At 64.0% G+C, this 17,473-nt stretch carries 14 protein-coding genes, 1 other RNA gene, 2 pseudogenes and 1 other annotated feature; of the genes and pseudogenes, 11 read left to right on the top strand and 6 right to left on the bottom strand.

The genetic code is table 11. The annotated features are described in order from the left end of the window. Positions 1-38: 38 nt before the first annotated feature. Positions 39-1,261, bottom strand: a pseudogene (locus NX05_RS06075) (IS3 family transposase). Then, positions 866-982 (bottom strand) — a sequence feature (AL1L pseudoknot). It overlaps the preceding pseudogene by 117 nt. On the opposite strand from NX05_RS06075, the gene NX05_RS24755 reads away from it, so the two are divergent. Beyond that, complete coding sequence (locus tag NX05_RS24755) at positions 1,184-1,480, top strand: integrase core domain-containing protein (RefSeq protein ID WP_338108265.1); 297 nt, start codon at positions 1,184-1,186, stop codon at positions 1,478-1,480. The pseudogene NX05_RS06075 and the gene NX05_RS24755 sit on opposite strands and share 78 nt — an antisense overlap. A gap of 7 nt (positions 1,481-1,487) precedes the next feature. On the opposite strand, the pseudogene NX05_RS23625 reads toward NX05_RS24755, so the two are convergent. Beyond that, a pseudogene (locus tag NX05_RS23625) lies at positions 1,488-1,880 on the bottom strand (integrase); the annotation flags it as partial. 107 nt (positions 1,881-1,987) lie between these two features. After that, positions 1,988-2,384, bottom strand: a transfer-messenger RNA (tmRNA) gene (ssrA, locus tag NX05_RS21910). A gap of 134 nt (positions 2,385-2,518) precedes the next feature. Here ssrA and NX05_RS06060 point away from each other — a divergent pair. Beyond that, positions 2,519-4,966 carry a S8 family serine peptidase gene (locus NX05_RS06060; protein WP_039433636.1) on the top strand — a complete coding sequence of 816 codons (2,448 nt, stop codon included), beginning with the start codon at positions 2,519-2,521 and terminating at the stop codon, positions 4,964-4,966. Between the two features lie 155 nt (positions 4,967-5,121). On the opposite strand, the gene smpB is transcribed toward NX05_RS06060, so the two are convergent. Then, entirely contained in the window at positions 5,122-5,625 is a 504-nt protein-coding gene (gene smpB, locus NX05_RS06055) for an SsrA-binding protein SmpB (protein ID WP_010366344.1), read from the bottom strand. A gap of 60 nt (positions 5,626-5,685) precedes the next feature. On the opposite strand from smpB, the gene NX05_RS06050 reads away from it, so the two are divergent. Both NX05_RS06050 and NX05_RS06045 read left to right on the top strand, forming a co-directional pair. Then, on the top strand, positions 5,686-6,117 hold the full coding sequence (locus NX05_RS06050; RefSeq protein WP_010366346.1) for a type II toxin-antitoxin system RatA family toxin: 432 nt from the start codon (positions 5,686-5,688) through the stop codon (positions 6,115-6,117). Positions 6,118-6,130: 13 nt separating this feature from the next. Beyond that, entirely contained in the window at positions 6,131-6,406 is a 276-nt protein-coding gene (locus NX05_RS06045; protein WP_010366347.1) for an RnfH family protein, read from the top strand. 343 nt (positions 6,407-6,749) lie between these two features. Here the strand turns inward: NX05_RS06045 and NX05_RS06040 are convergent, their stop codons facing one another. Continuing rightward, a complete protein-coding gene (locus tag NX05_RS06040) occupies positions 6,750-7,145 on the bottom strand; it encodes an outer membrane protein assembly factor BamE (protein WP_010366350.1) in 396 nt (131 codons plus the stop codon). Positions 7,146-7,249: 104 nt separating this feature from the next. Between NX05_RS06040 and fur the strand changes: the two genes are divergently transcribed. Next, the gene (gene fur / locus NX05_RS06035) at positions 7,250-7,660 is read left to right on the top strand and encodes a ferric iron uptake transcriptional regulator (protein ID WP_002804358.1); all 411 of its coding nucleotides are present in this window, start codon (positions 7,250-7,252) and stop codon (positions 7,658-7,660) included. Between the two features lie 442 nt (positions 7,661-8,102). Here the strand turns inward: fur and recN are convergent, their stop codons facing one another. Continuing rightward, entirely contained in the window at positions 8,103-9,767 is a 1,665-nt protein-coding gene (gene recN / locus NX05_RS06030) for a DNA repair protein RecN (protein ID WP_039433641.1), read from the bottom strand. A gap of 138 nt (positions 9,768-9,905) precedes the next feature. Here recN and hrcA point away from each other — a divergent pair, with 138 nt between their 5' ends. The 6 genes from hrcA (at position 9,906) to NX05_RS06000 (ending at position 17,399) form a co-directional block, all read left to right on the top strand. After that, complete coding sequence (gene hrcA, locus NX05_RS06025; protein ID WP_010366358.1) at positions 9,906-10,937, top strand: heat-inducible transcriptional repressor HrcA; 1,032 nt, start codon at positions 9,906-9,908, stop codon at positions 10,935-10,937. 100 nt (positions 10,938-11,037) lie between these two features. Continuing rightward, entirely contained in the window at positions 11,038-11,556 is a 519-nt protein-coding gene (gene grpE / locus NX05_RS06020) for a nucleotide exchange factor GrpE (protein ID WP_010366360.1), read from the top strand. A 141-nt stretch (positions 11,557-11,697) separates the two neighbouring features. Further along, positions 11,698-13,623 carry a molecular chaperone DnaK gene (gene dnaK / locus NX05_RS06015; RefSeq protein ID WP_039433644.1) on the top strand — a complete coding sequence of 642 codons (1,926 nt, stop codon included), beginning with the start codon at positions 11,698-11,700 and terminating at the stop codon, positions 13,621-13,623. A 161-nt stretch (positions 13,624-13,784) separates the two neighbouring features. Further along, the gene (gene dnaJ / locus NX05_RS06010) at positions 13,785-14,915 is read left to right on the top strand and encodes a molecular chaperone DnaJ (RefSeq protein WP_010366364.1); all 1,131 of its coding nucleotides are present in this window, start codon (positions 13,785-13,787) and stop codon (positions 14,913-14,915) included. Between the two features lie 457 nt (positions 14,916-15,372). Beyond that, the gene (pdxY, locus tag NX05_RS06005; RefSeq protein ID WP_039433648.1) at positions 15,373-16,281 is read left to right on the top strand and encodes a pyridoxal kinase; all 909 of its coding nucleotides are present in this window, start codon (positions 15,373-15,375) and stop codon (positions 16,279-16,281) included. Further along, entirely contained in the window at positions 16,278-17,399 is a 1,122-nt protein-coding gene (locus tag NX05_RS06000; RefSeq protein ID WP_039433651.1) for a prephenate dehydrogenase, read from the top strand. The genes pdxY and NX05_RS06000 overlap by 4 nt, the downstream gene beginning before the upstream one ends. The last annotated feature ends 74 nt before the right edge of the window (positions 17,400-17,473 follow it).

The raw sequence follows: 17,473 nt of genomic DNA, 5'->3' as shown, positions 1-17,473 counted from the left end.
GAACCGCCCCGGTTTTGTCGGAGGCCGTTTGGTTTGAGTCAGGCCGCCTCGGCCTGACGGGTTTGCTGCCGATAATAAGCCGCTTCGGCTTCCGCTGGCGGGATGTATCCGATCGGCCCCAACAGGCGTTTGTGGTTGTACCAGGGCACCCAGTCCAGCGTGGCCAGTTCCACCTGCTCGCGATGGCGCCACGCTCTGCGGTGGATCACCTCGGCCTTGTACAGTCCGTTGATCGTCTCGGCCAGTGCGTTGTCATACCAGTCGCCCACGCTGCCGACCGACGGTTCGATCCTGGCCTCGACCAGCCGTTCGCTGTAACGGATGCTGAGGTATTGCACGCCACGGTCGCTGTGGTGGATCAGTGTCTGCTCGTCGCTTCGCTGCCGGGCATGTACGGCCTGCTCCAGCGCGTCCAGGACAAAGTCCGTCGTCATCGAACCGGACACCTTCCAGCCCACGATACGGCGGGCGTACACATCGACCACGAAGGCCACGTACACCACCCCCTGCCAGGTCGACACATACGTAAAATCGCTCACTCACAGCGCATTCGGTCGCGCGGCATGGAACTGCCGGTTCACCCGGTCCAAGGGACACGGCTGCGCCTTGTCGCTGTCGATGGTCCTGACTGCCTTGCCGCGCACCACCCCGCGCAGGCCCAGCCGCCGCATCAGCCGCTCCACCGTGCACCGCGCCACCTCCACGCAGTCGCGCTGCAGCTGTCGCCAGACCTTGCGCACGCCGTAAACGCGGCGGTTGTCTTCCCAGATCCGCCCAATGGCTGCGCACAGCTGCGTGTCTGCCTGCGCACGCGCCGACGCCCTGGAGGGATCGGCACGCCGGGCCGCATGCAGGTGTACGTCGAGGGGGCGATCGGCAATACCTTGCAGATCGGCTCGACCCCGTAGACATTGCGGTGTTCGTCGATAAACCCCGTCATGGCTTGAACCGGCGGTCGAGCTCCGCCTGGGCAAAATACGCTGATGCCTTGCGCAGGATCGCGTTGGCCTGCCGCAACTCCCGCACCTCGCGTTCCAGCGACTTCATTTTCTCGCGCTCGGACGTGCTCAGCTTCTCACGCCGCCCCTGGTCGCGCTCGGCCTGCCGTACCCAGTTGCAGAGCGTCTGCGCCGTGCAACCGATCTTCCCGGCGATCGATGCGATCGCCGCCCCACTGCCAGGTGTGATCCTTCTGGTGCTCAAACACCATCCGCACCGCTTGCTCACGAACCTCTGGCGAATCCTTCATTGCTTTGCTCATGACTCCATCCTCTCAAGAGTTGGAGCCTGCGGGAATCCCGGGGCGGCTCAGATCCGATCGCTGAAGGAGCAGTGCGTACACCGGCATCGCTTCGAGAGCCAAACCCACGCGCTGCGCGTGATTGCTGACTGGACCGCCTTCTACAACCAACAGCGCCCTCATCAGGCACTGAAGATGATGACCCCAAACGCGGCCTATGCCGCTACATTAACCGCATGACCTGTGCAGAAACCGGTGGGTCATTACATTTCACAGAAGCCAGTTGCTGAAAGGGGAGGTATTTCTGTGCGTCCAGCAGCCGCGCATGATCGTCTGCTCTGTTGGCAGAGAGCTCCACGCCACCGACCTTGATGGTGTAGGGGCGTGCTTCGTTCCCTTGCAATGCGGCCAGAGCCTGGCTCAGCAAATCGTCCTGCATGCCCGCTCCTTGCCGCATCTGATCGAATGCTTCCGAGAGTGCCACAGCAGTTCGTGCCACGGCCAGACGGGCAGCATCACCCAGGGACAAGCGAACGGGACGGACAAGGTAGCGCGAGCCAATGAGGGCTTGCACGTCAGTCGGGACGAAGAAGCGCACATACAGCCCAGCAGGGCGGCGCAGAAAATACGGCTTCGGCACGGGGTTTGATACCTCGTTTGATACCTAACGCAGGCTCAAACTGAACATCAAACCCCGGGCCTAACCTTCGCGAAATCAAGCACTTACTGCTCTTTTCCGCGATCAGATGGTGGAGGTGGGCGGAATCGAACCGCCGTCCGGAAGCACTCCATCCCCAGCACTACATGCTTAGCCCTCCGTTAGATCTCATTCCCAGGCAGCACGGTTGGCAAAGCGCACCTGGAAACCAGCCTGCTTTATCTAACCGGTAGCTGACAGGCAGCCACTACCGATGGTTCCGTGATAATGACCCTACACCTACGAGCACGGGCACAAGTAGGTTCGGGGGTTCGCCTTAGGCGGCTGTAGAACTACAACTAAAGCCAATTAAGCGGCGATAGCGAAGTCCGAACCGTAGTTGTCATCGTTGGCAACTAAAAGTTTGCTGCTGGATTAACGAGGAAAGCTGCCCCCTCGGCATGCGCCAAGCGACTTCGCGACCCCCGTCGAAACCAGTGCACCCCCGGGGAAAGCTTTAAAACGCTGACTCGCCCAGTGTAGGGATCGGCGCGCCCTCTCACAAGTGGCGAGATGCGAAGCGCTTACAGTGGCTTCAGTCCGTACCGAACGGAACAATCTGCAAACGAAGGAGCGATGCGATGGCGACAGGCAAGCCCCCACGTTCGACGCCTGCGCGCGCAGCACCGCGCAAGGCGGCTGCAAGCACGGAAAAACCGGCACGGCCGCGTGCAAGGCGCGCGCAGCAGGCCGAGCCGCAGGAGCCCAGCGTGACCCGCGTGCAGGGCAAGGCGCGCACGGTGATTTACATCCATGGTATCGGCAACAAGCCGCCGGCCGATGTGCTGCGGTGTCAGTGGGACAAGGCTTTGTTCGGGCGGCCGATGGGCGAGCGCACGCGGCTGGCGTACTGGGTCAATCGCGAGCGCTATCCGGTGGCCGAGCCAGGCAATTGCGATGCGCGCGATGTGGGGCCGGCGCTCAATCAGAGCGTGCAGCGCGCCCTGAGCACGCTCGGCCCGGTAACGGGCGAGCAGGACCTCCACCTGTTGGCCGATGCGCTGGCGCGGAGCGAGCAGGAACGCGCGGATCTACATCAGTTGTTGGACGAACTGGAGGGGGCGTCCACACCCGGCAGCGTACGAGCCATGGGCGCCATCGATGCGATCAACCGGATGCTGCTACGGCTGATTTCCGCTGCATTGTTGCAGGATGTACACGACCTGTTCTTCGTGCCGGAGCGTGCGGCGCTGATGCGCGAAAGTCTGGCGCAGCGGCTGCGCGCAGGGGGCGGGCCGTTCGTGGTGGTGGCGCATAGCCAGGGCTCGATGATCGCCTTCAATGTGCTGCGCCAACTGAAGGCCGCCGACTGCCAGGTCAGTCTGTTCGTCACTCTGGGCTCGCCACTGGGGTTGCCGCAGGTGCGCAGCATGTTCAAGCGCTGGACCGGTACGCGCAAACTGCCGTTTCCCGAGTGTGTGCAGCGCTGGATCAATGTTGCAGAAACGCGCGACCCGATCGCGCTGGACCCGGATCTCACCGGCGACATCGCCAACGCAAAAGGACGCTTCGAAAATTTGGCCGCTGCGCGTTTGAATCCGGACTGGCAGCACAACCCGCATTCCGGCTCTGGGTATCTGTCGATTCCGCAGGTGCGGGCCGCAGTGCGTCAGGCCGTGGGTGTGGGCTTCGATCAGCCGGTGTCCAATGCAGTGCTGATCAAGGATCTGAGCGAGCAGCTCGAAGCGCATGGCCCGGGGCACCGACACGACGTGCTGATCGAGCTGGATCGGCGCGTGTTGGGCAACGACCCGGCTGGCGTGCGCGCGTTGCTGTTGCAGCACGTGCGCGAAGCGGCCGCGCGCACCACTGGTTTGAGCGGCGATGCACTGGACGAGGCGATCGAACTGGAAGACAGCCTGCAGCGTTTCGTGTCCGCGCGGTTGACGCGATTCGAGATCGAATCGCTGCAGGATCGCTATCGCGCGTTGGGCTTTCGACGGGTGTGGCGCGATGCCGGCAAACGCGCGCTGATCCATGAATCCGGCAATGTGCTGCATGCCGATGCGGCGCGCACGGCGTATCGCGCGCGTGGTCAGCAGATTGGATGGGCAGTACTGGATACCGGCATCGCGGCCAGTCACCCGCATTTTTTCGTCAAGGGCGAGCGCGACAACGTGGTGGCGCAGTGGGACTGCACGCGGCGTGGTGCGCCCAAGCGACTGACCCGCGCCGACGGCGCCGCGTTTACCCGGCTCGATCGGCATGGCCACGGCACGCATATTGCCGGGATCATTGCCGGTCAGTGTCGCGCTTCGATTCCCGATGCGAGTGGCGTGCCCGGCCGCACACTGGACTTTGCCGGCGTGGCGCCTGATACCCAGTTGTACGGCTTCAAGGTGCTCGACGATGTTGGAAATGGCCGCGATTCGTGGATGATCAAAGCAATCCAGCAGATCGCTGTAATCAACGAGCGCGCCGGCGAGCTCGTCATTCATGGCGTCAATCTGAGCCTGGGTGGCTGTTTCGACCCGGAGAGCTATGGCTGCGGGTTTACGCCGCTGTGCAACGAATTGCGGCGGCTGTGGCGGCAAGGCGTGCTGGTGGTGATCGCTGCCGGCAACGAAGGCCTGGCCTGGTTGATGCGCAACGATGGCGATGCGTATGCGGCCAACATGGATCTGTCGATCAGCGACCCGGGCAATCTGGAAGATGCCATCGTGGTCGGTTCGGTGCACAAGAGCAGCCCGCACAACTATGGCGTGTCGTATTTTTCCTCGCGCGGGCCCACCGCCGATGGTCGCGGTAAGCCGGATGTGGTCGCGCCGGGGGAAAAAATCCTCTCGGCCTACTACGACTTTGACCCAAACGATCCGGCCAGTTTGATGGTGGAAATGAGCGGCACCAGCATGGCCGCACCGCATGTCTCCGGCGTGTTGGCGGGTTTTTTATCGGCACGCCGTGAGTTCATCGGCTTCCCGGACCGCGTCAAGCAGCTGCTGCTCGAGACAAGTACCGACCTGCAGCGCGACCGCTATGTGCAGGGCAGGGGCGTGCCGAATTTGATGCGGATGCTTGGAGCGACGTGATTCGGAGCCGGGAGTCGGGATTGAGATTGGGCGTTCGCAAGAGCAGCGGGGCTAGCCTCGCCGCTGTGCATGTGTGGATCGCAAGCCAGCAGTGCGAAAGGCCACGCACAACCGCTGTAGCCAATCCCTAATCCCGAATCACCAATCCCCGCCACTTACGCATCACGATTATGCCGCCGCATCACGCGCTGCTTGTCGCGCTGCCAGTCGCGGTCCTTGGCGGCGTCGCGCTTGTCGTGGTTCTGCTTGCCCTTGGCCAGGGCGATCTCCAGCTTCACCTTGTTGCTGCTCCAGTACAGCGCGGTGGGCACCAGGGTGTAGCCCTCGCGCTCCACGCGGGTGAGCACCTTGTCGATCTCGGCCCGGTGCAGCAGCAGTTTGCGATCCCGGCGTTCCACCGGCACGGTATGGGTAGAGGCCTGGATCAGCGGGGTGATCTGCGCGCCGATCAGGTAGATCTCGCCCGAGCGAACATAGGCGTAGCCGTCGACGATGTTGGCGCGGCCGGCACGGATCGCCTTGATCTCCCAGCCTTGCAGCGCCAGGCCAGCTTCGTAGCGTTCTTCAAGGTGGTATTCGTGGCGCGCACGCTTGTTCAACGCGATGGTTTTCGTGGCCTTCGCGCCGTTTGCTTTATCCTTGGTTGGTTTCTTGCTCATCCGCCCATTGTCGCCGATTCGGTGTCGTCAAACGATCTTCCGTCTTTCACAAGTTAGCGAATGCCTATCATCCGTCGCAGCGCCCTGGTCGAACACAGCGCCACCCGTATGTTCGATCTGGTCAATGATGTCGCCGCCTATCCGCGCCGCTTCGGCTGGTGCGACGCTGCCCAAGTGCTCGAGCAGGACCAGGCGCATATCGTGGCGCGCCTGGATCTGGGGCTGGGGTCGTTCCGCACCTGGTTCACCACCGATAACATCCTGGAGCGCCCCGAGCGCATCGTCATGCATCTGCGCGACGGCCCGTTCAAGCGCCTGGAAGGGCTGTGGGAATTCCAGGCGCTGGGCGAGAACGCTTGTAAAGTGCGTCTGACCCTGGAAGTGGAGACCAGCTCGCGCCTGCTGGGCCCGGCGCTGGCGCTGGGGTTCCAGGGCCTGGCCGATCGCATGGTCAACGATTTCGTGCGCGTCGCCGATCGCGGCGACGGATAGGCACCACTGCAGTATGCGCATCGAGGTCATTCTGGCCTGGCCGGATCGCTATAACGTGGTGCAGCTTGAGTTGCCCGATGGCGCAACCGTGGCAGAAGCAGTCGCCGCATCCGGTTTGGCGTTGGAGCAAACGCCTGTGGCACTTGCAGTGCACGGGCTCATCGCGCGCCCGGAGCAGGTATTGCGCGCAGGCGACCGGGTCGAATTGCTCAGGCCGCTGCTATTGGATCCAAAGGAGGCGCGGCGTCGGCGTGCCGGACCAAGCAAAAAGGCCGGCCCCAACACCTAACCGGTTTGCCGGTGCTGCGGTATGCGTGCGCTGTGCGGTAGAGCGAGCTCTTCCGATCACTGCCCCGCAGTGGGCCGAACGTATTCGTTGTCGTTGGATTCGAGCACTCGCTTTTCGACATGCAACGCCTGGCGAACGTGCGAGGTTTTGGTCGGCAGGAAGCAGCTCGTCGAAGAAGCGATGCGGTATTACGAACCGATCTTCGGAGACGCCAGCCAGTTCGGTGCTGCAACTCTATCGAGCATGTTTTCCGATCATGCAAATGAAAAACGCATCCGTTCGACGGGATGCGTTTTCTGGTCCCGCCAGCCTCAGGCGATCGCAAGACCGCCCAGCAACCGCATCAACGGCCGCGCTGCTTCTTCTTGTCACGTGCCAGGTTGCGGCCGAACTGCTTGGGCGCGGCTTTGGCCAGCTGCTCGTCCTGCGACGGGAAATAGTCGCCTTCCCAGCGCACAACTTGCTCGTTCTCGAAGAACACGGTGAAGTTCTTGACCTCGGTGTGCGCCAGACGGTCCACACGCTGCGTGGAGGTGTAGTCCCAGCGCTGTGCATGGAACGGGTCGGGAATCGAAGGGGTGCCCAGCAACGCGCTGACCTGCTGCTTGCTCTGGCCTACCTGCAGTTGCTCCACGGCGGTCTGTTTGATCAGATTGCCCTGGTAGATCGGCTGCTTGTAGATGATGCCGCAGCCAGCGGTGGAAAGAGCAACGGCGGCGACCAGCAGAAGATTACGCATCGGGGATTAAGTGCTGAGGAAATCACGCCGATGATACACTTCCGTCGGTCGCCGCGACCCGTTTGATGGCAGCTGGCGCTAAATCGCCAATGAACGGAGAACATATGGAAACCCACGACCTGCGCAAAGTCGGGCTCAAGGTGACCCATCCGCGCATGCGGATCCTGGAATTGCTCGAGCAAAAGAGCAATCACCACCACCTCAGCGCAGAAGACATCTATCGCCAGTTGCTCGACCACGGCGACGAGATCGGTCTGGCCACGGTGTATCGGGTGCTGACCCAGTTCGAGGCCGCCGGCCTGGTGCTGAAGCACAATTTCGAAGGCGGGCAGGCTGTGTACGAGCTGGATCGCGGCGGTCACCACGACCATATGGTCGACGTGGATACCGGCCATGTAATCGAGTTCGAGAGCGAGGAAATCGAGGCGTTGCAACGCCAGATCGCCGCCAAGCACGGCTATGAGCTCGAAGAGCACTCGCTGGTGCTGTACGTGCGCAAGAAGCGCCCGCGCTGAGTTCCGCGTTCTGCAGGTGCAAGCACAAGGCGGCTTCGGCCGCCTTTTGCATTTGTGGGGCGCGGTGGTGGATTCGCTGCATGGCCCGCGGCTCAATCGGGCCTCCGGCCGCTTCCCCGTTGGCGGGGGCGATGGAGCCCCGTTAGCGGGGAGTCTGACCTCGCTGACGAGAACAGGGAGTCTCGTCAGTAGAGACCTCGCGGGCAGGGAGGGCGCCTTGCGAACGGGACAAGCGAACGGAGCTTGGGATGGGGCCTCAATGCATGAAGCCTGCCCAGGCGGCCTCAGGGGCGCCGATCAGTTACAGCACTGCATGCATCGAAAACGTCGGTGGAGCTACGCGTGTCTAGCGTTGCCGCCATCGCACGGGCGTAGCAGCACCGGTGCAGCGCTGCCGGCCCGATCAGTTGCTTTACAACAGTTTGCGAGCTATTTGCCTGGATCAGGCGCTCTGCAACAGCTTGCGGGCTGCCGCGCGTGCTTCCTTGCTCACTTCCACACCGCCTAGCATGCGTGCCAGCTCTTCCTGGCGGGCCTGCGGGCCGAGCAGCTCGACCGCGCTCTGGGTCATGCCGTCCACCGGCGCCTTGCTGACCCGGTAATGCGCGTGGCCCTTGGCGGCCACCTGCGGCAAGTGGGTGACGCACAGCACTTGGCGCTCTTCGCCAAGCGCGCGCAGCTTCTGCCCGACGATGTCGGCCACTGCGCCGCCGATGCCCGAATCCACTTCGTCGAAGACCATGGTCGGCACGCTGTCCAGGCCGAGCGCCGCCACTTCGATGGCCAGCGAAATGCGCGACAGTTCGCCGCCGGAGGCGACCTTGCGCAACGCGCGCGGCGGTTGGCCGGCGTTGGCGGCGACCAGGAATTCCACCCGTTCGGCGCCGTTGGGGTCCGGCCGCGCGCTGTCGTGCGGCTGCAGTTGGATCAGGAACTGCCCGCCGCCCATGCCGAGCTCGCCGATGAGCGTGGTGGTGGCGGCCGACAACGCTTCGGCGGCGGTGCTGCGGCTGTCGCTGAGCACGCCGGCGGCACTGCGCCAAGCCGCGGTAGCGGTTTCGATGTGCTTGTCGAGCTGCTGCAGGCGCTCGTCGGCGCCGCGCAGGCTCTCGACTTCGGCGCTTAGATGGTCACGGTGCGCGGCCAACTCGTCCGGGGTGACGCGGTGTTTGCGGGCCAGGTCGTGCAGGCGGCCCAGGCGGCGCTCCATGGCGTCGAACTGGGCCGGGTCGGCCTCCAGGTCGTCGCGCACGCGGTCGAGCAGGGCCAGCGCTTCTTCGATCTGGATGACGGCGCTGTCCAGCAGTGCGTCCACTTCGCCCAGCCGCGGTTCGTGCTCGGCGACACGGGCGATATCGTGGCGGCTGTCCTGCAACAGACCCAGCGCGCTGGCGCCGTCGTCGCCGTTGAGCTGCTGGGCGACGCTGTCGCAGGCCCCGATCAGCGCGGTGGCATGCGCCTGGCGGCGATGGTTGACGTCCAGCGCGGCGATCGCGGCCGGGTCCAGGTCCTCGCGTTCCAGTTCGGCCAGTTGGTGCTCCAGAAAGCCGATCCGGTCGGAGACATCGCCTTGCGCCGACAGCGCATCGCGCTCGTCCAGCAGCGCTTGCCAGCGCTGGCTGGCCTGGCGCACCTGTTCGCGCTGGGCGCTGTTACGGGCATAGGCATCGAGCAGGGCGAGCTGGCTGTGGCGGGCCATCAGCGCCTGATGTTCGTGCTGGCCGTGGATTTCGACCAGCCTGGAGGCCAGTTCCGCCAGCTGCGAGGAAGTGACCGGGCGGCCATTGATCCAGGCGCGCGAGCCGCCGTCGGCGCGGATGATCCGGCGCAGCTGACATTGCGCCTCGTCATCGAGTTCGTTGTCGGCCAGCCAGCTCAGGCCCGGATGCTCGGCCGGCAGCTGGAATTCGGCAGACAGTTCGGCGCGGTCAGCGCCGTGGCGGACCACGCCGCTGTCGGCGCGCAGGCCCGACAGAAAGCCCAGCGCGTCCACCATCAACGACTTGCCGGCACCGGTTTCACCCGAGACCACGGTCATGCCTGGACCGAATTCGAGTTCGGTGGCGCGGACAACGGCGAAATCCTTGATCGAGAGGTGTCTGAGCATGAGGTCGAGTGTGAACGCTTTGGGGAAGCTTAGGGTGGAAGGGGGCAGACAAGGAATCGGACGCTTGCCATCCCCGGGGCCAGACATTATCTATGCCCAGTCTCACCGGATGATCCCATGCGCGCGTCCCAGTCCCCAATGCTCGACCCCCGCGCCCGTCAGTTGCTGCGCACGCTGATCGCGCGCTACATCCGCGATGGCGAGCCGGTGGGCTCCAAGACGCTGGCCCAGCATGCGGGGCTGGATGTCAGTCCGGCCACCATCCGCAATATTCTGGCCGATCTGGAAGACGTGGGCCTGCTCAGCTCCCCGCACACCTCGGCCGGGCGCGTGCCTACTGCGCATGGCTACCGTGTATTCGTCGACAGCCTGGTGCAGATGCAGCCGCCCGGCGAAGAAGAAGTGCGCCGCCTGCGCGCGGAACTGGCCAGCGGCAACGGCACCCAGTCGCTGCTGGGCAGCGCCTCGCAGATGCTGTCGGCGATGAGCCACTTCGTCGGCGTGGTCAGTGCGCCGCGGCGCGAGCAGTTCGCGTTCCGGCATATCGATTTCGTGGCGCTGGACGCACGCCGGGTGCTGGCGATCCTGGTGTTTGCCGACAACGAGGTGCAGAACCGGGTGATCGAGCCACGTCGCGCCTACGAGCCTGCCGAGCTGGAACGGGTGGCCAATTATCTCAATGCGCAGTTCGCCGGGCGCGCGCTGGCGGACATCCGCGCCTGCCTGCTGCGCGAGCTGCGCATGGCCAAGAACGAAATGGAACAGCTGTTGGCGCATAGCGTTGACCTGGCCAGCGAGGCGCTGGTGCCGGCCGATGCCGACGATATGGTGATGGCCGGGCAGACCCGGCTGATGGGCGTGCAGGACCTGTCGGATCTGGACCGCCTGCGCGAACTGTTCGAGGCCTTCGCCAGCAAGCGCGAGATCCTGCAGCTGCTCGAACGCACCATCCAGGCGCCGGGCGTGCGTATCTTCATCGGCGAGGAAACCGGCGTGGTTTCGCTGGAAGGCGTCTCATTGGTCACCGCGCCCTACGCCGCCAACGGCCAAGTGCTGGGCGTGCTGGGGGTCATCGGGCCCAAACGCATGGCCTACGACCGGCTGATTCCGCTGGTGCAGACCGCCGCCGACGTGCTGGGCGCGGCCATGGAGTCGCCCGGCACGCGATAACCGGCATCGATCGGCGCGATCGTGTTTGCTTGAAACGCGCGCGAGCGCCCATATACGGGGTGACGTTGGGGCGGGCGTTCCGCTTGCCCGGGAACTGCACATGAACCAAGACCACCCCGAATTCGACTCCGAAGACCTGTCCCAGAACCCGCCCGAGACCGATCCGCTCAAGGCCGAGATCGAATCGCTGCGCAGCGAGATCGCGCTGGTCAAGGCCGATGCCCTGCGCGAGCGCGCCGACCTGGAAAACCAGCGCAAGCGCATCGCGCGCGATGTCGAGAACGCGCGCAAGTTCGCCAACGAGAAGCTGCTGGGCGAACTGCTGCCGGTGTTCGACAGCCTGGACGCCGGCCTGACCGCAGCCGGTACCGAGCCCAGCCCGCTGCGCGATGGCCTGGACATGACCTACAAGCAATTGCTCAAGGTCGCCGCCGACAACGGCCTGACCCTGCTCGATCCCGTCGGCCAGCCGTTCAACCCGGACCAGCACCAGGCGATCAGCCAGGGCGAGGCCGAGGGCATCGCGCCGGGCCACGTGGTGCAGGTGTTCCAGAAGGGCTACCTGCTCAACGAGCGTCTGCTGCGCCCGGCCCTGGTGGTCGTGGCCAAGCACGACTGAACCGAAGTGCCGGCTGAACTGCCAGGCGCAGGCATGAAACACAGATGTGCGCCGGTGGCTTGAACACCTGCGCACCACCCCCACATCTCAGCCAGACCCGGCGTCGCCGGACACAGCTGAAGAATCATCAGGAGCATATCCATGGGCAAGATCATTGGTATTGACCTCGGCACCACGAACTCGTGCGTGTCGATCATGGACGGCGGCAAGGCCCGCGTCATCGAAAACTCCGAGGGCGATCGCACCACGCCTTCGATCGTCGCCTACACCAAGGACGGCGAAGTGTTGGTCGGCGCCTCGGCCAAGCGCCAGGCGGTGACCAACCCGAAGAACACCTTCTACGCGGTGAAGCGCCTGATCGGCCGCAAGTTTACCGACGCCGAAGTGCAGAAGGACATCTCGCACGTGCCGTACGGCATTCTCGCCCACGACAACGGCGATGCCTGGGTGCAGACCAGCGACGGCAAGCGTATGGCGCCGCAGGAAATCTCTGCGCGCGTGCTGGAAAAGATGAAGAAGACCGCCGAGGATTTCCTGGGCGAGAAGGTCACCGAGGCCGTGATCACGGTGCCGGCCTACTTCAACGACAGCCAGCGCCAGGCCACCAAGGACGCCGGCCGCATTGCCGGTCTGGACGTCAAGCGCATCATCAACGAGCCGACCGCGGCTGCCCTGGCCTATGGCCTGGACAAGAAAGGCGGCGACCGCAAGATTGCCGTGTACGACCTGGGCGGCGGCACCTTCGACGTGTCGATCATCGAAATCGCTGAAGTCGATGGCGAGAAGCAGTTCGAAGTGCTGGCCACCAACGGCGACACCTTCCTGGGCGGCGAAGACTTCGACAACCGCGTCATCGAGTACCTGGTCGACGAATTCAACAAGGATCAGGGCATCGATCTGCGTAAGGATCCGTTGGCACTGCAGCGCCTGAAGGACGCCGCAGAGCGCGCCAAGATCGAGCTGTCGACCAGCCAGCAAACCGAAGTGAACCTGCCGTACGTCACCGCCGATGCATCGGGCCCGAAGCACCTCAACATCAAGCTGACCCGTGCCAAGCTCGAAGCGCTGGTGGAAGACCTGGTCAAGAAGTCGATCGAGCCGTGCCGCACCGCGTTGAACGACGCCGGCCTGCGCGCCAGCGACATCAATGAAGTGATCCTGGTCGGCGGTCAGACCCGCATGCCGAAGGTGCAGCAGGCAGTTGCCGATTTCTTCGGCAAGGAACCGCGCAAGGACGTCAACCCGGACGAAGCCGTGGCCGTAGGAGCTGCGATCCAGGGCGGCGTGCTGGCCGGCGACGTCAAGGACGTGTTGCTGCTGGACGTGACCCCGCTGTCGCTGGGTATCGAAACCATGGGCGGCGTGTTCACCAAGATCATCGAAAAGAACACCACCATCCCGACCAAGGCGTCGCAGACCTTCTCCACCGCCGAAGACAACCAGTCGGCCGTGACCGTGCACGTGTTGCAGGGTGAGCGCGAGCAGGCCCGCTTCAACAAGTCGCTGGCCAAGTTCGACCTGTCCGGCATCGAGCCGGCGCCGCGCGGCATGCCGCAGGTGGAAGTGTCTTTCGACATCGACGCCAACGGCATCCTGCACGTGTCGGCCAAGGACAAGAAGACCAACAAGGAACAGAAGGTCGAGATCAAGGCCGGTTCGGGTCTGTCGGATGAAGAGATCCAGCGCATGGTCGCCGATGCGGAGGCCAACCGCGAAGAAGACAAGAAGTTCCAGGAACTGGTGCAGGCCCGCAATCAGGCCGATGGCTTGATCCACGCCACCCGCACCGCGATCACCGAGCATGGCAGCAAGGTCGGTGGCGATGTGATCGGCAAGGTGGAAGCGGCATTGTCGGATCTGGAAACCGCCATGAAGAGCGACGACAAGGCGCAGATCGAAGCCCGCAGCAAGACCCTGGAAGAAGCCGGCCAGTCGCTGTATGCAGCAGCTGCGGCAGCAGAGCAGGGCGGCAACGCCGATGCCGCCAGCGGCAACGCACAGGCCTCCAAGGCCGCCGATGACGTGGTGGACGCCGAGTTCACTGAAGTCAAGGACGACAAGAAGTAAGTCGTGGTTTGGGAGTCGGGGAGTGGGGATTGGCAAGCGCTAAAGCTTGCCGATCCCCATCCCGATATCCTTTACGCGTCGCGTCGCCAAGGCGGACCAGCACATGCTGTCCGCTTTTGCGTTTCAACGAATCTCAAATCACGAATTCCAAATCCCCGCTTATGAGCAAACGCGATTACTACGAAGTGCTGGGCGTTGCCCGTGGCGCCAGCGACGAGGAGCTGAAGAAGGCGTACCGGCGCTGTGCGATGAAGCACCACCCGGACCGCAATCCTGGCGATGCTGCTGCCGAAGCGGCGTTCAAGGAATGCAAGGAAGCCTACGAAGTGCTGTCCGATGGCAATAAGCGGCGTGCCTACGACGCGCACGGCCATGCGGCCTTCGAGCACGGCATGGGCGGTGGTGGAGGTGGGCCGGGTGGCCCGGACATGGGAGATATCTTTGGCGATATCTTCGGCAATATTTTCGGCGGTGGCGCCGCCGGTCCGCGCGCTGCGCGACGTGGCGCCGACGTCGGTTACGTGCTGGAACTGGATCTGGAAGAAGCCGTCGCCGGCATCGAGCGACGCATCGAGATTCCGACCTTGATCGAATGCGTACCCTGCCATGGCAGCGGTTCGGAAGACGGCAAGATCGAAACCTGCGGCACCTGCCATGGACGCGGCCAGGTGCGTATCCAGCGCGGCATCTTCGCCATGCAGCAGAGCTGCCCGCATTGCGATGGGCGCGGCACGCTGATCCAGAACCCGTGCAAGGTCTGTCACGGCGCCGGTCGCGTTGAAGAAGACAAGGTGCTGTCGATCAAGGTGCCGGCCGGTGTGGACACCGGCGACCGGATTCGTCTGGCAGGCGAAGGCGAGGCCGGCCCGGCCGGTACACCGCCGGGCGATCTGTATGTGGAAGTGCGCGTGCGCGAGCATGCGATCTTCCAGCGCGACGGCGACGATCTGCACTGCGAAGTGCCGATCCGTATTTCGCAGGCGGCACTGGGCGACACCGTGCGCGTGGCAACGCTGGGCGGCGAGGCGGAAATCCGCATCCCGGCCGAGACCCAGACCGGCAAGCTGTTCCGCCTGCGTGGCAAGGGTGTGCGTTCGGTGCGTAGCCGCAGCGAAGGGGATCTGTATTGCCGTGTGGTGGTGGAAACCCCGGTCAATCTCACGGCCGATCAGCGCGAACTGCTGCAACAGTTCGAGGCGACGTTCACCGGTGAGGATGCACGTAAGCACTCACCCAAGTCGGCTACATTCATCGACGGCGTCAAGGGTTTTTGGGATCGGATGACGTCCTGATTTAGCCTTCTGATACACCGATGGCCAGGCGTGCAGCAGACTGCACGCCGGGCCATTTTTTTGCTGGCTGCAAGACATCACGCGCATGCAAACGTGTGTGCGTGAAGCGACGGAAGCAGCCGGGGTTGCTCGCGTGACACATGCCCGTTTGACGCACCCGCGGCTCTTCCTGGCCGAGAACACTGTCGCCTGCAACGCTAGCGAAGCTGTGCCTTGAATGATGCAAGCCGGGCCAGCGGGGTGCATCATAATCGGGCAAAATTTAGCGGTTTCGTTGGGAATATCTGCGGTATTGCGCACCGCTGCGCCGGTTGGCGTCGGCATCTGGTTTCGATATGGTGAGATCGCCCGTGCACCATTTCCAAAACGCTAGGTGCCGATTGCAGCGTGCATCCACAGCACACTTGCAGGGTTGCGCGGATAATCGTTGCCATCTTTCTCCAGAACGGCCGCCTTTATGAGCGATGCAACCGACAGCCACCTCGTCCATGGTCGCCGCCAGCGTCCGGATGGTCCTTCGCCGATCGATGTGATCTCCGTGCAATCGCAGTTGGTCTATGGCCATGCCGGTAATAGCGCTGCGGTGCCGCCGCTGCGCGCGCTGGGGCTGCGTGTAGCGGAGGTGCCGACCACGCTGCTGAGCAACGCGCCGTTTTACGCAACCCTGCGCGGGCGCATCCTGCCGGCCGACTGGCTGGCGGATCTGTTATTGGGCGCTACCGAGCGCGGGCTGCCGCAGCGTGCGCGCATGCTGGTGTCCGGTTATTTCGGCAGCCTGGCCAACGGCGAAACATTCGCCGATTGGCTGGAGCAAACCTTGCCGCAGGCGCCGCAGCTGCGCTATTGCCTGGATCCGGTGATCGGCGATACGCACACTGGCCCGTATGTGGAACCCGGGCTGGAACGCGTGTTCGCCGAGCGCTTGCTGCCGCATGCCTGGCTGGTCACACCGAATGCGTTTGAGTTGGGTCGGTTGACCGGCTTGCCGAGCCTGCAACAGGACGATGCCATCGTTGCTGCGCGCGCGTTGCTGGCGCGTGGGCCGCAGTGGGTGCTTGCGCATAGCGTGGCCGGTGCCGCGGGTGAGCTGGTGACCTTGGCGGTCAGCGACGCGGCGGTGTATCGCTGGGCCAGCCCGCATCTGCCGGTGGATGTTGCCGGCACCGGCGATGTGCTGATGGCGCTGCTGATCGGCCTGCTATTGCGCAATGTGCCGTTCGAGCAGGCGGTGGGGCACGCACTCAGCGGCGTGCATAGCGCGCTGGAAGCCACACTGGCGGCGGGTTACGAAGAGTTCGACGTCATGGCTGCTGCGCCGGCAGCACTTGCCGCTGCGCCGCGATTCGCCGTCGAGCGATTGGCATGATCGCGCAGCCGGTGGTCGGCATCGTCGGCATCGCCGGCGCGTACGGGCGCTGGCTGGCACAGTTCGTGCGCGCGCGCATGCAGCTGGAGGTGATCGGGTTCGACCCGGCCGACAGCGGCAGCATGGACGAGGCCACGCTCGCGCAACGCGCGGACGTGCTGATTTTTTCCGCGCCGATCCGGCACACCGCTGCATTGATCGAGCGCTATGTGGAACTTGCCGGCGTGCGCGCTGCCTCGCAGTTGTGGCTGGATGTCACCTCGATCAAGCAGGCGCCGGTCGCTGCGATGTTGACCTCGCAGGCGGAAGTCGTCGGCCTGCACCCAATGACCGCTCCACCCAAATCGCCGACCTTGAAAGGGCGCGTCATGGTGGTCTGCGCGGCGCGGTTGCAGCACTGGTCGGCATGGGTGCAGCGCTTGTGCGGCGCGCTGCAGGCCGAATGCGTGTACGCCACCCCCGAGCACCACGACCGCGTGATGGCGCTGGTGCAGGCGATGGTGCACGCCACCCATCTGGCGCAGGCCGGCACCTTGCGCGACTACGCGCCGCTGCTGGGCGAGCTGCGCGCGCTGATGCCGTATCGCTCGGCATCGTTCGAACTGGATACCGCGGTGATCGCGCGCATTCTCTCGCTCAACCCATCGATCTACGAAGACATCCAGTTCGGTAACCCATATGTTGGCGAGATGCTCGACCGGCTGCTGCTGCAATTGCAGCAGCTGCGTGCCTTGGTGGCGCAGGGCGACGATGCGGCGCGTGCGCAGTTCCGCAGCCAATTCCTGCACGACAACGCGCAAGCGTTGCAGCAGGACGCACTTGCGGCAGGCAATTACACCTATGAGCGTGTGGGCTACCTGCTGGCCGATCTCACCGAACCGCTCACCTTGAGCGTGTATCTACCCGAAGACCAGCCCGGTTCGCTGCGCGCCTTGCTGCATGTGTTCGAGCGACACGGCGTGAACCTGTCGTCGATCCATTCATCGCGCACGCCGATGGGCGAGCTGCATTTCCGTATTGGCTTTGAGGCTGAAAGTGATCGCGCGGCATTAGCGCAAGCGGCGAGCGAGATTGATCGCAGTGGGATTGGCCGTGTGCTGGAGCGATCCGATTCCTGATTGCGATGCAGCGATACGAGGACGGCTTTCTGCCGCCATCGATTTCATCCACACAGGGTGTGGATGAAGCTTGC

Source organism: Xanthomonas vasicola (assembly GCF_000772705.2).
Classification (GTDB): Bacteria; Pseudomonadota; Gammaproteobacteria; order Xanthomonadales; family Xanthomonadaceae; genus Xanthomonas; species Xanthomonas vasicola.
The sequence above is the reverse complement of the archived record's forward strand: the minus strand, read 5'-3'. Positions and strand labels throughout refer to the sequence as shown.

Excerpts from the sequence above, each read along its gene's own strand:
- NX05_RS06060 (WP_039433636.1), top strand. The coding sequence starts at position 2,519 with ATGGCGACAGGCAAGCCCCCACGTTCGACGCCTGCGCGCGCAGCACCG.
- smpB (WP_010366344.1), bottom strand. The coding sequence starts at position 5,625 with ATGAGCAAGAAACCAACCAAGGATAAAGCAAACGGCGCGAAGGCCACG.
- NX05_RS06050 (WP_010366346.1), top strand. The coding sequence starts at position 5,686 with ATGCCTATCATCCGTCGCAGCGCCCTGGTCGAACACAGCGCCACCCGT.
- NX05_RS06045 (WP_010366347.1), top strand. The coding sequence starts at position 6,131 with ATGCGCATCGAGGTCATTCTGGCCTGGCCGGATCGCTATAACGTGGTG.
- NX05_RS06040 (WP_010366350.1), bottom strand. The coding sequence starts at position 7,145 with ATGCGTAATCTTCTGCTGGTCGCCGCCGTTGCTCTTTCCACCGCTGGC.
- fur (WP_002804358.1), top strand. The coding sequence starts at position 7,250 with ATGGAAACCCACGACCTGCGCAAAGTCGGGCTCAAGGTGACCCATCCG.
- recN (WP_039433641.1), bottom strand. The coding sequence starts at position 9,767 with ATGCTCAGACACCTCTCGATCAAGGATTTCGCCGTTGTCCGCGCCACC.
- hrcA (WP_010366358.1), top strand. The coding sequence starts at position 9,906 with ATGCTCGACCCCCGCGCCCGTCAGTTGCTGCGCACGCTGATCGCGCGC.
- grpE (WP_010366360.1), top strand. The coding sequence starts at position 11,038 with ATGAACCAAGACCACCCCGAATTCGACTCCGAAGACCTGTCCCAGAAC.
- dnaK (WP_039433644.1), top strand. The coding sequence starts at position 11,698 with ATGGGCAAGATCATTGGTATTGACCTCGGCACCACGAACTCGTGCGTG.
- dnaJ (WP_010366364.1), top strand. The coding sequence starts at position 13,785 with ATGAGCAAACGCGATTACTACGAAGTGCTGGGCGTTGCCCGTGGCGCC.
- pdxY (WP_039433648.1), top strand. The coding sequence starts at position 15,373 with ATGAGCGATGCAACCGACAGCCACCTCGTCCATGGTCGCCGCCAGCGT.
- NX05_RS06000 (WP_039433651.1), top strand. The coding sequence starts at position 16,278 with ATGATCGCGCAGCCGGTGGTCGGCATCGTCGGCATCGCCGGCGCGTAC.